Annotated in this window: 14 protein-coding genes; 6 read left to right on the top strand and 8 right to left on the bottom strand. The window is 64.0% G+C overall.

Translation table 11 applies throughout. From position 1 onward, the window contains the following. Positions 1 to 2: 2 nt before the first annotated feature. Genes G7079_RS11095 through msrB form a run of 3 tightly spaced genes read right to left on the bottom strand, consistent with a single transcriptional unit; the run spans position 3 to position 2,436 of the window. Complete coding sequence (locus G7079_RS11095; protein WP_166057365.1) at positions 3 to 1,466, bottom strand: dihydrolipoyl dehydrogenase; 1,464 nt, start codon at positions 1,464 to 1,466, stop codon at positions 3 to 5. After that, complete coding sequence (gene msrA, locus G7079_RS11090; RefSeq protein WP_166057364.1) at positions 1,463 to 1,972, bottom strand: peptide-methionine (S)-S-oxide reductase MsrA; 510 nt, start codon at positions 1,970 to 1,972, stop codon at positions 1,463 to 1,465. Before msrA ends, G7079_RS11095 begins: the two co-directional genes overlap by 4 nt. Then, positions 1,969 to 2,436 (bottom strand): peptide-methionine (R)-S-oxide reductase MsrB, encoded by a 468-nt coding sequence (gene msrB / locus G7079_RS11085; protein WP_166057363.1) that lies wholly within the window; start codon positions 2,434 to 2,436, stop codon positions 1,969 to 1,971. Before msrB ends, msrA begins: the two co-directional genes overlap by 4 nt. A gap of 148 nt (positions 2,437 to 2,584) precedes the next feature. Here msrB and prpB point away from each other — a divergent pair, with 148 nt between their 5' ends. Further along, a complete protein-coding gene (prpB, locus tag G7079_RS11080) occupies positions 2,585 to 3,472 on the top strand; it encodes a methylisocitrate lyase (RefSeq protein WP_166057362.1) in 888 nt (295 codons plus the stop codon). Positions 3,473 to 3,494: 22 nt separating this feature from the next. Beyond that, positions 3,495 to 4,646, top strand: coding sequence for a 2-methylcitrate synthase (gene prpC / locus G7079_RS11075; protein ID WP_166057361.1), 1,152 nt, complete (start codon positions 3,495 to 3,497; stop codon positions 4,644 to 4,646). Positions 4,647 to 4,713: 67 nt separating this feature from the next. Here the strand turns inward: prpC and G7079_RS11070 are convergent, their stop codons facing one another. From G7079_RS11070 to G7079_RS11060, 3 genes are all read right to left on the bottom strand, one after another. Continuing rightward, positions 4,714 to 5,322, bottom strand: coding sequence for a glutathione S-transferase N-terminal domain-containing protein (locus tag G7079_RS11070; protein ID WP_166057360.1), 609 nt, complete (start codon positions 5,320 to 5,322; stop codon positions 4,714 to 4,716). 96 nt (positions 5,323 to 5,418) lie between these two features. Continuing rightward, a complete protein-coding gene (locus G7079_RS11065; RefSeq protein WP_166057359.1) occupies positions 5,419 to 5,886 on the bottom strand; it encodes a cell wall hydrolase in 468 nt (155 codons plus the stop codon). 290 nt (positions 5,887 to 6,176) lie between these two features. Continuing rightward, complete coding sequence (locus tag G7079_RS11060; protein ID WP_166057358.1) at positions 6,177 to 8,201, bottom strand: NADPH-dependent 2,4-dienoyl-CoA reductase; 2,025 nt, start codon at positions 8,199 to 8,201, stop codon at positions 6,177 to 6,179. A 267-nt stretch (positions 8,202 to 8,468) separates the two neighbouring features. Here G7079_RS11060 and G7079_RS11055 point away from each other — a divergent pair, with 267 nt between their 5' ends. From G7079_RS11055 to G7079_RS11045, 3 genes are all read left to right on the top strand, one after another. After that, complete coding sequence (locus G7079_RS11055; protein ID WP_166057357.1) at positions 8,469 to 9,584, top strand: OmpA family protein; 1,116 nt, start codon at positions 8,469 to 8,471, stop codon at positions 9,582 to 9,584. A gap of 123 nt (positions 9,585 to 9,707) precedes the next feature. Further along, positions 9,708 to 10,208 (top strand): hypothetical protein, encoded by a 501-nt coding sequence (locus tag G7079_RS11050; protein WP_240906176.1) that lies wholly within the window; start codon positions 9,708 to 9,710, stop codon positions 10,206 to 10,208. A gap of 18 nt (positions 10,209 to 10,226) precedes the next feature. Further along, on the top strand, positions 10,227 to 10,958 hold the full coding sequence (locus G7079_RS11045; RefSeq protein WP_166057356.1) for a pseudouridine synthase: 732 nt from the start codon (positions 10,227 to 10,229) through the stop codon (positions 10,956 to 10,958). Positions 10,959 to 10,962: 4 nt separating this feature from the next. Here the strand turns inward: G7079_RS11045 and kbl are convergent, their stop codons facing one another. Both kbl and tdh read right to left on the bottom strand, forming a co-directional pair. Beyond that, positions 10,963 to 12,156, bottom strand: coding sequence for a glycine C-acetyltransferase (gene kbl / locus G7079_RS11040; protein WP_166057355.1), 1,194 nt, complete (start codon positions 12,154 to 12,156; stop codon positions 10,963 to 10,965). 8 nt (positions 12,157 to 12,164) lie between these two features. Further along, entirely contained in the window at positions 12,165 to 13,202 is a 1,038-nt protein-coding gene (gene tdh, locus G7079_RS11035; RefSeq protein ID WP_166057354.1) for an L-threonine 3-dehydrogenase, read from the bottom strand. A 142-nt stretch (positions 13,203 to 13,344) separates the two neighbouring features. Between tdh and G7079_RS11030 the strand changes: the two genes are divergently transcribed. Further along, positions 13,345 to 15,495, top strand: a complete 2,151-nt coding sequence (locus G7079_RS11030) for a S46 family peptidase (protein WP_166057353.1) — start codon at positions 13,345 to 13,347, stop codon at positions 15,493 to 15,495. Positions 15,496 to 15,498: the final 3 nt, after the last annotated feature.

The following is a 15,498-nucleotide window of genomic DNA, read 5'->3' as shown; positions in this document are numbered from 1 at the left end:
ACTCAGCCGCCCGGCCCGCAATCGATGCAGTTCAGCGGCGGATGCGGGCCCATGCCCAGTGCTTCCAGCAACATGCGCAACGCGGTGCGCAGGCCTTCCTCGATCACCGGGTGGTAGTACGGCATGTCCAGCGCTTGTCGCACAGTCATGCGCGACTGGATGGCCCAGGCCAGCAGGTGCGCCAGGTGCTCGTTGTCCGGGCCGATCATCTCCGCGCCCAGCAACAGGCCGCTGCCGGCCTCACCATACACACGCAGCAGGCCTTGGTTGACCAGCATCACCCGTGAGCGTCCCTGGTCGTGGAACGACACTTCGCCCACGGCGAAATCCGCGCCGTCCGCCAGCAGTTGCTCGTGCGACTTGCCGACGTAGGCCACTTGCGGCTCGGTGAACATGATCCCCAGCGGCGTGCGCCGGGCATGCTTGTGCACCGTCGGATAGTTGGCGGCATTGCGACCCGCCAACAGTCCTTCGTCGGCGGCTTCGTGCAGGATCGGGCGTTCGGCGTTGGCATCGCCGGCGATGAAGATATGGCTGCCGCCGGCCTGCATGGTTTGCGGATCGAACAGCGGCACGCCGCGCGCATCCAGTTCAAGCCCGGTGTGTTGCAGTTGCAGGGTGTCGACGTTGGGTGCGCGTCCGCTGGCGGCCAATAGATAGTCGAAACGCTCGCTATGTTGCTCGCCGGCGGCATCGCTGGAATGCACCAGCACGCTGTCGCCATCGCGTTCGATGCGCAGTTCGCGTGCATCGAGATGGGTGATCAATTCGTTGGTGAAGATGCGTGCGGCTTCCGCCAGTACCACGGGATCGCTGAGGCCGGTGATGCGTCCGCCACGGCCAAACACGTGCACGCGCACGCCTAACCGATGCAGCGCCTGGCCCAGTTCCAGCCCGATCACACCCGTGCCGAACACCGCCACTGAACCCGGCAGGTCGTTCCAGTCGAACACATCGTCATTCACCACCAGGCGGTCGCCGGCGGCTTTGAAGGCGTCCGGAATATTCGGACGCGAGCCGGAGGCGATGATGATGCGCTTGGCACGGATGCGATTGAAGGACGGGGTGCTGCCGTCGGCGGCGGCCGTGAGTACCAGCGTGTGCGGGTCTTCGAACGCCGCATGCGCACGCACGATATGAGCGGGATCGAAACCTTCCACCGCATCCAGCACGAAACCGACGAAGCGGTCGCGTTCCTCGCGCACACGGCGCATGACCGCGCGGCTATCGACCTTGCCGGCATCGCTGTGGATGCCGAATGCGGGCAGCAGCGACAGCTGGTGGCGCGCCTGCGCCGGCGCGATCAGCAGTTTCGACGGCATGCAGCCCACCCGCGCGCAGGTGGTGCCGAACGGCCCGCCTTCGATCAGCGCGATCGAATCGGTGTGCTTGCGCACCTCGCGGTAGGCCGACATGCCGGCAGTGCCGCCGCCGATGATGGCGACATCGACTTCGCGCAGGCTCACGCGGTGCTTCCGCGCGCTGGCAGCACCCAGCCCGGCCGCAGGAAGTGGCAGGTATAGCCGCTGGGATAGCGCTGCAGGTAGTCCTGGTGTTCGGGCTCGGCTTGCCAGAACGGGCCGGCCGGTGCGAGTTCGGTCACCACCTTGCCCGGCCACAGGCCGGAGGCGTCGACATCGGCGATGGTGTCCAGCGCCACCTGTTTCTGTGCGTCCGAAGCGTAATAGATCGCCGAGCGGTAACTGCTGCCGCGATCATTGCCCTGCCGGTCCACGGTGGTGGGGTCGTGGATCTGGAAGAAGAACTCCAGCATCTTGCGGAAACTGGTCTGCGCGGGATCGAACACGATCTCGATCGCCTCCGCATGGGTGCCGTGGTTGCGGTAGGTGGCGTTGTCGACATCGCCGCCGGAATAACCCACGCGGGTGCGCAACACGCCGGGTTGCTTGCGAATCAGTTCCTGCATGCCCCAGAAGCAGCCGCCGGCGAGGATCGCGGTTTCAGTGCTCATGCGTTGTCTCCCGCCGGGGCGGCATCGAACAGATGGCGATATTCGCCATAGCCTTCACGCTCCAACGCATCGGCGGGTACGAAGCGCAGCGCTGCCGAATTGATGCAGTAACGCAGGCCGCCGGCATCGCGCGGGCCGTCGTTGAAGACATGGCCGAGATGGCTGTCGCCATGCTGCGAACGCACTTCGGTGCGGATCATGCCGTGGCTGATGTCGCGTTTCTCGATGACATGCGCCGGTTCGAGCGGCTTGCTGAAACTCGGCCAGCCGCAGCCGCTGTCGAACTTGTCCAGCGAGGTGAACAGCGGTTCGCCGGACACGATGTCCACGTACAGCCCCGCCTGCTTGTGACCGTTGAAGGCGTTGTCGAACGGGCGTTCGGTGCCGGCTTCCTGGGTGACCCGGTATTGCTCCGGGGTCAGGCGGGCGAGGGCTTCGGGGGTCTTGCCGTAGGTCCTGGTCATCGGATGTTCCCTGGTCGACTGCGGGCATTGTTGCCTGGTGAAGATGTGGGGCCGCGTGAACCTGCGGGCAAGGGCCGGCGACTGCGCCGAGTGCCGGATTCGGGCGGCGTGGCGATCGGCTAAAATAGCGGTTTTCCCGGGAGTCCCCATGCGCGAATCACAGTCCGCAGGCGCACGCTTCCGCGCCGCGCTCGCCGCCGAATCGCCGTTGCAGGTCATCGGTGCCATCAACGCCAATCACGCCCTGCTGGCCAAACGTGCCGGCTACAAGGCGATCTACCTGTCGGGCGGTGGTGTGGCCGCCGGTTCACTGGGGCTGCCGGACCTCGGCATCAATACGCTGGAAGACGTGTTGATCGATACCCGCCGCATCACCGACGTTTGCGACCTTCCGCTACTGGTAGATATCGACACAGGATTCGGCGCCAGCGCCTTCAATATCGAACGCACCGTCAAGTCGCTGATCAAGGCTGGCGCTGCGGCCTGCCATATCGAAGATCAGGTCGGCGCCAAGCGTTGCGGGCATCGCCCGGGCAAGGAAATCGTTTCGCAAGGCGAAATGGTGGACCGGGTGAAGGCGGCAGCGGATGCCAAGACCGATCCGGATTTCTTCCTGATTGCGCGCACCGATGCGATTCAAGTGGACGGTGTGGATGCTGCCATTCAGCGCGCCATCGCCTGTGTTGAAGCCGGCGCGGATGGCATCTTCGCCGAAGCGGCTTACGACCTGGACACCTATCGCAAATTCGTGGATGCAGTACAGGTGCCGGTGCTGGCCAATATCACCGAATTTGGTGCGACGCCGCTGTTCAATCGTGACGAGCTGGCCGCAGCCGGCGTGGCTATCCAGCTGTTCCCGCTGTCCGCATTCCGTGCTGCCAACAAGGCGGCGGAGCAGGTGTACCAGTCGATCCGCCGTGACGGCGATCAGAAGGCCGTGGTCGACAGCATGCAGACGCGCGAAGAGTTGTACGACCGCATCGGTTACCACGCCTTCGAGCAAAAACTTGATGCGCTGTTCGCGCAGAAAAAATAAGTCCGCAGACAGGAAAAAGACCATGAGCGAAGCAACCGTTCCCGGCTTCAAGCCGAAGAAGTCCGTCGCCCTCAGCGGCACCGCCGCCGGCAATACCGCGCTGTGCAGCGTGGGCCGCAGCGGCAACGACCTGCATTACCGTGGTTACGACATCCTGGATTTCGCCAATACCAGCGAGTTCGAGGAGATTGCCTACCTGCTGGTGCACGGCAAGCTGCCGAACAAGGCGGAGCTGGCCGGTTACAAGGCCAAGCTGAAGTCGCTGCGCGGCATCCCGGCGGCTGTGAAAGCTGCACTGGAAGAACTGCCGCCGTCGGCGCACCCGATGGACGTGATGCGCACGGGCGTGTCGGTGCTGGGTTGCGTGACGCCGGAGAAGGACGACCACAACGCGCCGGGTGCGCGCGACATCGCCGACAAGCTGATGGCCAGCCTCGGTTCGATGCTGCTGTACTGGTACCACTGGAGCCACAACGGCCGTGCGATCGACGTGGAAACCGACGACGACAGCATCGGCGGCCACTTCCTGCACCTGCTGCATGGCGAGGCGCCGCGCGAATCCTGGGTGCGGGCGATGCACACCAGCCTGATCCTGTACGCGGAGCACGAGTTCAACGCGTCCACCTTCACCGCGCGCGTGATCGCCGGCACCGGCAGCGACATGTATTCCTGCATCGCCGGTGCGATCGGCGCGTTGCGTGGGCCGAAGCACGGCGGCGCCAATGAAGTCGCGTTCGAGGTGCAGAAGCGCTACGAGACGCCGGATGAGGCGGAAGCCGATATCAAGGCACGGGTCGAGCGCAAGGAAGTGGTGATCGGTTTCGGCCACCCGGTGTACACCGTGTCCGATCCGCGCAACAAGGTGATCAAGGAAGTGTCGCGCGAGCTGTCGGCCGAGCAGGGCGACATGAAGATGTACGACATCGCCGAGCGTCTGGAATCGGTGATGTGGGACATCAAGAAGATGTTCCCGAACCTCGACTGGTTCAGTGCGGTCAGCTACCACATGATGGGCGTGCCCACCGCCATGTTCACCCCGCTGTTCGTGATCGCGCGTACCAGCGGCTGGAGCGCGCACGTGATCGAGCAGCGTATCGACGGCAAGATCATCCGCCCCAGCGCGAACTACACCGGGCCGGAAGATCGCGAGTACGTGCCGCTCGACAAGCGTTGAGCGTTTCGCTGGACAAGAAAAAAGCCGCGCATTGCGCGGCTTTTTTCGTTTGCGGATATTGCCGGCCTCAGAGCAGGCCTTCGGCCTTCAATGCGGCTTGCACGCCGGGGTCTGCGGCCATGTGCGCATCGAACGCGGCCAGGTTATCCATGCCGGCAAGATCCACGCCGGTCTTCTTCGCCCACTGGGTGACCACGAACAGGTAGGGGTCGGCGACCGAACGACTGCCGGTCAGCCAGTCCTTGCCCGCAAGCTGCGCATCGGCGCGCTTGAAATAGCCATGCAATGCGCGCTTGGCCTGTTCCTTCGCCTTGGCTTCCGCCTCCGGGCCCAGGTAGGCCTCGGTGCCGAACAGGGCATGGAAGGTCGGGTGCACGTCGGCATTGAGGAAGGCGAGCCAGCGGTTCACTTCGGCGCGGCTTTCCGGTGTGCCATCGCCGCCGAGCTTGGCCTCGGGGAACTTGTCGACGATGTAGTTGAGGATCGCCGAGTTCTGGGTCAGCACCCAGTCGCCTTCGGTGAGCACGGGTACTGCCCCGGCCGGGTTCAGCGCGCGGTACCAGTCCTGCTTGCGCTCATCGCGCGAGACGATCTGTGCTTCGTACGGCGCGCCGGTCCATTGCAGGGCGATATGGTCGGCCAGCGAGCAGGCGCCCGGTGAGGTGTAGAGCTTCATCGCGTGTTCCTTGCGGTCAAAGACGGGCGAGTACTATCCACCCGTTGCGATGAAGATGCGATCAGCGTGCGCGCAACGCTGCGTTACGAGCGGCCATCAACCGCGGGCGCGGCGCGGCTTCAACGACTGCACCTTGAGGAAGGTGTGGTCGCCGATGGTCGCCACCTGGTAGGCGTTGCGCCAGCTTGGGTTGGCGATGGCATGTGCCATGAAGTGGCTGGCACCCGGCACCACTTCCTTGCGCTGGCCCGGGGGCAGCGCCCAGTTGCGCTCGGATTCCAGTGCGATGGTCACCGCCTCGGCCCAGGCCTCGCTGTTGGACAGGCGGGTCTGCGGCGAGACGATGGTGGGCGCGAACTGCTTGCGCGCGGTCACCACCTGGCACAGGTTGCGGCCCCACAGGCCGCTGTCGCGGCGACGCAGGGCGACTTCGGCCACTGCCTGCTGGCCGCGCACGGATTGGTCGCGGGCTTCCAGGTAGACGGTGGTACTGAGGCACAGCGAGTCGGCGGCAGGTTGCGGCAGCACATTGCCGGCCATCCAGAGGATCCACGCCAGTTTCATGTCGGACTCCTTGCTCCGTTGCGGCGCACGGCCCGGCATCGAAACGATGTCGAACCCATGCGTCATGGCGTTACTTAGGAGGGCGGCAGCTCTATGGCGGCCTTTGCCCGGGCGCGCCGTACCTGAAGAAGGGTTCGGTCGGCGTGCCGGTTCACCTTTCGGGATCACGCGCTCGGGCGGTCCGTCAGGCCAAAAAGTTGGCGCAACTTAGGCAGCCAATACCGAACGGTTCCTGAATGAGTGTTTCAGAAATATTTGATTCGATTGGAGTTTTTATTCTGGAATGGTGCTCAGAGCGTGGCCGCCAAACGACTGCCCTGGGCGATGGCGCGCTTGGCATCCAGCTCCGCGGCCACATCCGCACCGCCGATCAGGTATGCCTTGCGGCCTTGCGCAGCCAACGCATCGAACAGCTCCCGCCGCGGCTCCTGACCAGCGCAGATCACAACGTGGTCGACATCCAGCACCTGTTCGCTGCCATCGACGCGGATGTGCAGGCCGGCATCGTCCACGCCCAGGTATTCGACCCCGCCCAGCATCTTCACGCCCTTGGCCTTCAGCGTGGCGCGATGGATCCAGCCGGTGGTCTTGCCCAGCCGCGCGCCGGGTTTGCCGGGGGAGCGCTGCAGTAGCCAGACCTTGCGCGCGGGCGCTTCCGGATGCGGCTTGGCCAGGCCGCCGGGGGTGTCGAACGCGGCATCCACGCCCCATTCGGCCATCCAGCGCTGCGGATCCAGCGAGGGCGACTCGCCCTCCTGCACGAGGAACTCGCCGACATCGAAGCCGATCCCGCCGGCACCGATGATCGCCACCTTCTTGCCCGGCACCACGCGCCGTTGCAGTACGTCGAGATAGCCGACGACCTTCGGATGGTCGATGCCGGGGAAGTCGACCGCGCGCGGGGTCACCCCGGTGGCGATGACGATGTCATCGAAGGAGGCAAGCGCATCGGCATCGACACGCGTGTCCAAGCGCTGCTCGACGCCAGTCTCCTCGATACGGTTGCGGAAGTAGCGCAAGGTCTCGTGGAATTCTTCCTTGCCCGGGATCTGCTTGGCCAGGTTGAACTGGCCGCCGATTTCGCTGGCCGCATCGAACAACGTGACGCGATGTCCGCGTTCTGCCGCGACGGTGGCGCAGGCGAGGCCAGCCGGGCCTGCGCCGACCACGGCGATGGATTTCGATGCCGCGGTTTTCGTGTAATTCAGTTCGGTTTCCGCGCAGGCGCGCGGATTCACCAGGCAGCTCGCCTTCTTGTTCTCGAACACATGGTCTAGGCAGGCCTGGTTGCAGGCAATGCATGTGTTGATGGCACCAGCGCGTCCGGTGCGCGCCTTGTTGACCCATTGCGGATCGGCCAGCAGCGGTCGCGCCATCGACACCATGTCGGCGCCGCCCGAGGCGAGGATCGACTCCGCCACGTCGGGCATGTTGATGCGGTTGGTGGCCACAAGCGGCACGCCGACATGCGGTTTCAACTTGGTGGTCACGCCAGCGAAGGCCGCGCGAGGCACTGAAGTGGCGATGGTTGGCACGCGTGCTTCATGCCAGCCGATGCCGGTGTTGATGATGGTCGCGCCGGCGGCTTCCACGGCCTTGGCCTGCGCCACGATGTCATCCCAGCCGTTGCCGCCTTCGACCAGGTCGAGCATCGACAGGCGATAGACGATGATGAAATCCGGGCCGCAGGCCTCGCGTACCTGGCGCACGATCTCCACGGCGAAGCGCATGCGCTTCGCTGCATCGCCGCCCCATGCATCGCCGCGCTTGTTGGTGCGCGGTGCGGTGAATTCGTTCAGCAGGTAGCCTTCTGAGCCCATGATCTCCACGCCGTCGTAGCCGGCTTCGCGCGCGAGTTTTGCGGCGTTGGCGAAGTCGCGGATATGGCGCTCGATGCCGCCTGTGGAGAGCGCACGTGGCGTGAATGGATTGATCGGCGCCTTCAACTTCGACGGTGCCACCGACAGCGGGTGGTAGGCATAGCGCCCGGCGTGCAGTAATTGCATGCAGATCTTGCCGTCGTTTGCGTGCACGGCAGAGGTGACCTGCCGATGGCGGCGCACATGCCAGGGCATCGACATGCGGCTGGCAAACGGCTTCAACCAGCCGGTGAGGTTCGGTGCGAACCCGCCGGTCACGATCAGGCCCGCGCCACCAGCGGCGCGCTCTGCGAAGTAGGCGGCGAGTTTCGGGAAGTCGGCGCTGCGGTCTTCCAGCCCGGTGTGCATAGAGCCCATCAGCACCCGGTTGCGCAGGGTGGTGAAGCCCAGGCCGAGTGGGCGGAACAGGTGCGGGTAGGGCGCGGGTGCATTCATGCGGCAAGCATACTGACGCGTACGGTTGTGTGCACCCTCGCTCAGCCTTCTTCGATGACTGGCGTATCATCTTCTCAGGGGTGGTGCGAAGCAGGGAGATATCGCCAGACGGTGATCGAACAGCTTTGCAAGCCTTCAACTGTTATGGTAGCGTTAACGCGGCTTTCACGCGCCCGAGGCTAATCTGTGTCGGATGGCGTGCGGACACAGCCGTCCTACAGAGCAATTTTGCGTCACAGGTTTCTATTACTGATCAAGGAGCTGAACATGAATAAGAAACTCCTCTGCGCCGCCCTTCTGGGTGGTCTGGGTTTGGCGCAGGCTGCGTCCGCCCAGGAGTTTGATGATCGCTGGTACGTTTCCGGTTCGACCGGTGTCAATATCCAAGATACGGATCGCCGTACCGAAGATGCCGCGTTCGGTACGCTCGGCTTCGGTAAGTTCATCTCGCCGCGTCTCTCGCTGGAAGCTGAACTCAACTATCAGAACCCGGATCTGACCCCGAACCCGAACTTGTGGTGGAGTCAGTACGGTGTTTCGGTCGACGCCCGTTATCACTTCCGCAATGCGGATTCGAAGTGGTGGCCCTACCTGCGTGGCGGTCTCGGCTACCAGCGTCATGAGGAAGAATATGACGCATACCCGAGTGTGAATTCGCCGGCTCAGCGTAAGGGCAGCAATCTGGCTGCAAATCTTGGCGCTGGCTTGCAGTTCGATTTTGGTCGCGTCGATGTGCGTACGGAACTCGGCTATCGCGTCGATTTTGATGACGAGAGTTATGCCGCCGATACCTTCCAGAGCCCGTCCAGCACTTATCCGCACCTGCAGGAAGAGAGCTACTTCACCGACGTGTTGGCTTCGATAGGCCTGACCGTGGCCCTGGGCCCGGAGCCGGTTGCCCCGGTTGCCCCGGCTCCGGTGGCTCCGAACTGCGCCGACATGGATGACGACGGCGACGGCGTCAACAACTGCAACGACAAGTGCCCGGGTTCGCAGGCTGGCCAGACCATCGGTCCGGACGGTTGCCCGGTGCCGGTCTCGATCGATCTGAAGGGCGTGAACTTCGACTTCGACAAGTCGACCCTGCGTCCGGATGCGGTTGCGATCCTGAACGAAGCCGCCGAGATCCTGAAGCGTTACCCGGATCTGCGCGTTGAAGTCGCCGGTCACACCGACCAGTGCGGTTCCGACACCTACAACCAGGGTCTGTCCGAGCGCCGCGCCAAGGCGGTGTACGACTACCTGACCAGCAACGGTGTCGACGCAGGCCGCCTGGCCGGTCCGAACGGCTACGGCGAAAGCCGCCCGCTCGAGGACAAGGGCCAGACCCTGCCGGGCTGCAAGAGCGAGATCAACCGCCGCACCGAGCTGAACAGCCAGTAATCCGGCTGTCGGTTCTGCAATACACGAAGCCCGGCCTTGTGCCGGGCTTCGTTTTTATGCGACTCGAGAATTGCGACTTGCGCATCCGACCGCCTACACTGCCGACAACTCATGGGGATCTACATGTCGATACGTCGTGTGCTTGTTGCGTTGTTCCTGTTCGCATTTCCGATGGTTTCGTTCGCGCAGGCGAGCACCAACTGCAGCAGCGACCTGATGGTGGCGATGCCGGTGCGTCCCACCGTGCTTTCCCCGGTGGCGATCGAACTGTCTCCTGCGACAACCCAACTGGGGGGCGCGAGTGGCGTACTGTCGCAGGCCTTTGATGAAGCGTTATCGGTCGATAGTGTGTTGTTGCGGATTCGCCAGGACGGTTGCCGTGCGATCGCCAATGCCAGACCCGCCGGCAGCTTGGTTGACCCCAACAATCCCGCTGCCTACAAGCCCAAGACCGCATTCGACAACACGCCCTGGCGCTTCGACATGACCCAGAATGGCAAGCGGATGACGGCGGACGAGTTCGACGCCTGGATGAAATCGCGTGGCGTGCGTGTGGTCGGGAACAAGGATGCTGCGTCGACGACACAGGCGCCGCCTGCGGATGCCGTCAAGCCGTCCAACTGACGCGACGGATCCGGTCGCATGACCGGCAAGGAAACCGCCCGCTACGGGTTGGCGCGCGTGTTGTCCAAGCGCGGATTGTGTTCGCGCAGCGAGGCGGAACGGCTGATCCGGGATGGCCGCGTCCGGCTCGACGGGCGGGTGATCCGGGATCCACGGCATGCGACCGATGCGCAGCATGCAAGCATCGCGATCGATGGTGCGAAGGTCGTTGCCGTAATGCGGCGTTATCTGATGCTCAACAAACCGCGTGGGCTGGTCACGACTCTGCGTGACGAACAAGGCCGCGATACCGTGTATCGCTGTTTCGATGGTGCGGATATCGGGTTCATTGCGCCGGTTGGGCGATTGGACAAGGCCAGCGAGGGCTTGTTGCTGTTCAGCAACGATCCGGCGTGGGCGGCGCGCATTACCGATCCCGAAACCGGGCCGGACAAGACCTACCACGTGCAGGTGGACTGCATTCCGGATGACGCACTGCTACGTGTGCTGCGCGACGGCTTCGAGTGCGATGGCGTCAGCATGCGCGCGAAATCCGTCGAGCTTCTGCGTGCAGGTGAGAAAAACGCATGGCTTGCGATCGTGCTGGACGAAGGCCGCAATCGGCAGATTCGCCGATTGCTAGCCGCGCTCGATATCGGCGTGCTGCGCCTGATCCGCATCGCCATCGGCGACTTGCAACTCGGCGATCTGCCGAAAGGGCAGTGGCGCGAATTGACCGTCGAGGAAGTCGCCGCGCTGGGCGGCGACTGAGCCCTCAGTTTTTCAGCACGCCCAGTTCGTGGCCGATGCGGATGAACGCGTCGATCGCCCGATCCAAGTGCTCGCGCGTATGCGCCGCACTCATCTGCGTGCGGATGCGCGCCTGGCCCTTCGCCACCACCGGGAAGAAGAAGCCGATCGCGTAGATGCCTTCTTCCAGCAGCCGCGTGGCGAACTGTTGTGCCAGCGGCGCGTCGTACAGCATCACCGGGCTGATCGGATGCACACCCGGCTTGATGTCGAAGCCGGCCGCTGTCATGCGTTCGCGGAAGTAGGTGGTGTTTTCGCGCAGGCGCTCACGCAGCTCGCCGGCTGACGACAGCATGTCGAACGCCTTGATGCCGGCGGCCACCACGTGCGGCGGCAGCGAATTGGAGAACAGGTAGGGACGCGAACGCTGGCGCAACAGTTCGATGACTTCGCGCTTCGCGGTGGTGAAGCCACCCAGTGCGCCGCCCATCGCCTTGCCCAGGGTGCCGGTGAAGATGTCGATCTTGTCCAGCACGCCCTTCACTTCGGCGCTGCCGCGGCCGGTGGCACCGAGGAAGCCGGTGGCATGGCATTCGTCGATGTGCACCAGTGCGCCGTACTTCTTCGCCAGCGTGGTGATTTCGTCCAGTGGCGCGATGAAGCCATCCATCGAGAACACGCCATCGGTGGTGATCATGATGGTGCGCGCGCCATCGTCCTTGGCCTGCTGCAACTGCTTTTCCAGATCGGCCATGTCGCAGTTGGCGTAGCGGTAGCGCTTGGCCTTGCACAGGCGCACGCCATCGATGATCGAGGCATGGTTGAGCGCATCGCTGATGATCGCGTCGTGCTCGTCCAGCAGCGGCTCGAACAGACCGCCGTTGGCATCGAAGCAGGCGGCGTAGAGGATGGTGTCCTCGGTGCCGAAGAACTCGGCGATGGTCGCCTCCAGCTGCTTGTGCAGATCCTGGGTGCCGCAGATGAAGCGCACCGATGCCATGCCGAAGCCATGCGTATCCAGTGCATCCTTCGCCGCGGCGATGATGTCCGGATGGTCGGCCAGCCCCAGGTAGTTGTTGGCGCAGAAGTTCAGCACCTTGCGGCCATCGACCAGTTCGATCTCGGCCGACTGCGGTGAAGTGATGATGCGCTCGGACTTGAACAGGCCGGCGTCGCGGATTTCGTCGAGGGTGGTGGCGTAGCGTTCGGTCAGGCTCATGATCGTCCTCAGTTCCAACTCAACACGACCTTGCCCGACTTGCCGCCTTCCATCAGCTCGAAGCCTTTCTGGAAGTCGTCGATCGGCAGTTGATGGGTCAGTACCTTGCCCAGCGGGAAGCCGGACAAGATCAATTGCGTCATCTTGTACCAGGTCTCGTACATGCGCCGGCCATAGATGCCCTGCAGGGTCAGGCCCTTGAAGATCACCTTGTCCCAGTCGATGCCGGCACCGTTGGGCATGATGCCGAGCATCGCGATCTTGCCGCCGTTGTACATGCAGTCGAGCATGTCGTTGAAGGCGCGCGGGTTGCCGCTCATCTCCAGGCCCACGTCGAAGCCTTCCATGTGCAGGTCGGCCATCACCTCCTTGAGCGAGGTATTGGCGACGTTGACCACGCGGGTCGCGCCCATGTCGGCGGCCAGCTTGAGTCGGTAATCGTTGATGTCGGTGACCACCACGTTGCGTGCGCCGATGTGCTTGCAGATGCCGGCAGCAATGATCCCGATCGGGCCAGCACCGGTGATCAACACGTCCTCGCCCACGACATCGAACTCAAGTGCGCAGTGCGCGGCGTTCCCGTAGGGATCGAAGAACGCGGCCAATTCGCTCGGGATCTGGTCGGGGATCGGCCACAGGTTCGATGCCGGCATCACGATGTATTCGGCGAACGCGCCATTGCGGTTCACGCCGATGCCGACCGTGTTCGGGCACAGGTGCTGCTTGCCGGCGCGGCAGTTGCGGCAATGGCCGCAGACGATGTGGCCTTCGGCGCTGACGCGCTGCCCGAGCTGGTAGCCGGACACGCCCGGGCCGATCTCCACGATGCGGCCGACGAATTCATGGCCGATCACCAGGCCCGGCTTGATCGTGCGTTGGCTCCACTCGTCCCACAGGTAGATGTGCAGGTCGGTGCCGCAGATCGCGGTCTTCTCCAGCTTGATCAGCACTTCGTTGGGGCCGGGCGTGGGTACTGGAACTTCTTCCATCCAGATGCCCTTTGTTGCTTCGCGCTTGACCAGCGCCCGCATGGTGTTCTGCGACATCGTCCCGTCCTTCGGTCACGCTCGGAATAGACCGCCATTTTACCGCCAGCCGAACTCCACGTGACCGGCATGACTCCGGGCACAGGTCGAAACTGCAGTGGGATGGTCTAATCGAAAGTAGCCGAACCGCCGGAGTTGTTGAATGCGCTACCGTATGTTGCCCGCCGCCATCCTGCTTGGCCTTGCCTGCGGGCACGCGCAGGCCGACGAAGGCATGTGGATGCCGTCCCAGTTGCCGCAACTGGCCAAGGAACTGAAGGCCGCGGGTTTCAAGGGCAATCCGGCCGACCTGGCCGACCTGACCAAGGCACCGATGAGCGCGGTGGTATCGCTCGGCGGCTGCACCGCCAGCTTCGTGTCCCCGCAAGGGCTGGTGGTGACCAATCATCACTGCGCACTCGGCGCGATCCAGCTGAATTCCACCGCGGAGCGCAACCTGATCCAGGACGGCTTCATCGCCGCGAGCATGGCCGATGAGCCTTCCGCTGGCCCCGCGGCGCGGATATGGGTGACGGTGGGCTTCGATAACGTGACAGACCGCATCTTGGTCGATGCCAAGGGCAAGACCGGCCGCGCCTACTTCGATGCGGTCGATGCTGCGGAAAAGACGGCAGTCGCGGCCTGCGAACAGGACGCGAGCTACCGCTGCAGCGTGGTCGACATGTACTACGGCAGCGAGTTCTACCTGATCAAGCAGCTTGAGCTGAAGGACATTCGCCTGGTCTACGCACCGCCGCGCGCGATCGGCAATTACGGCGACGAGATCGACAACTTCATGTGGCCGCGCCACACCGGCGATTTCACGTTCTATCGCGCCTATGTCGGCAAGGACGGCAAGCCGGCCGCGTATTCGCCGGACAACGTGCCGTACGCGCCGCCAGCGCATCTCACCGTCTCCACCGCACCGGTGAAGGCGGGCGATTTCGCGATGGTCGCGGGTTATCCGGGGCGCACGTTCCGCCATCGCACCGCATCGGAATTCGCCAGCCAGATCGACTGGTTGTTGCCGACCCGCGTCGATGTGGTCGGCGGCCTGATCAAGACGATCGAAACCGCCACCGCCGGCAACAAGACCAAGGAGGTGCTGTACGCCTCCACCGTGGCCGGGCAGAAGAACACGCTGAAGCGCGCGCAGGGCGAGCTCGACGGCCTGCGTCGCAGCGATGCGGTGCGCGTACGTGCTGCCGACGAAGCGGCGATGCTGGCGTGGCTGGCGAAGCAGCCCAACGCCGCCACCGCGCAGGCCGACATCCGCGCGATGCAGGCGCAGCTGGATGCCGCGGAAGCGATGCGCGAACGCGACTTCATCCTGCCGTTCCTGCGCACCGGCCTGATCGGCTCGGCTTCCACCCTGCAGCGGTTGGCGCTGGAGCGCGGCAAACCTGATGCGCAACGCGAATCCGGTTACCAGCAGCGCGACGAAGCCTTGATCGAAGGCAGCCTCAAGCAGCTGCAGCGCCGCTACGACCCGGATGTCGAAAAGGCCGTACTGATGTATGCGTTGCAGCGTTATTTCGCGCTGCCGGCGACGCAGCGCATCGCCGAATTCGACGCGGTGTTCGGCCGCAACGCGGCGGAAGCGAAGACGCGCCTCGATGCCTTGTACGCGGGCACCAAACTCGGCAATGAATCGGATCGACTGGCCGCGATGAAGACCGATGCCGCGACGCTTTCGACATCCAACGACAGCCTGCTCAAGGCGGCGGCCACCTTGCAGCCGGCCTTGCTGCGGCTGGAAGAGGAGGGGAAGCAGCGCAGCGGTGAACTCTTGCGCCTGCGCCCGGCCTACATGAAGGCGCTGATCGGCTACCGCAATTCGCAGGGCCGCGCGGTATATCCGGATGCGAATTCCACCTTGCGCGTCAGCTACGGCAAGGTCAGTCCGCTCAGCCCGCGCGACGGCATGGACTATCGCCCGTTGACCACGGTCGCCGGCATCGTCGAGAAGAACACCGGCGTGGAACCGTTCGACGCGCCGAAGCCGCTGCTCGACGCCATCGCCAAGGGCGATTTCGGCAGCACGATCGATCCGACGCTGAAGACGCAGACGGTCGATTTCATGACCAACCTGGACACCACCGGCGGCAATTCCGGCTCGCCGGTACTGGACGCGAACGGCAAGCTGATCGGCCTGAACTTCGACAGCAACTGGGAGGCGGTCAGCGCCAGCTGGATGTTCGACCCGCGTTACAAGCGCGCGATCCACGTCGACATGCGTTACCTGCGCTGGCTGCTGGCCAAGGTGTATCCGGCGCCGCAGCTGCTGAAGGAAATGAACCTGCCGGCCGAATGAACA

The sequence above is a fragment of the Thermomonas sp. HDW16 genome (assembly GCF_011302915.1).
Taxonomy (GTDB): Bacteria; Pseudomonadota; Gammaproteobacteria; order Xanthomonadales; family Xanthomonadaceae; genus Thermomonas.
This window is presented reverse-complemented; position numbering and strand designations above follow the sequence as displayed.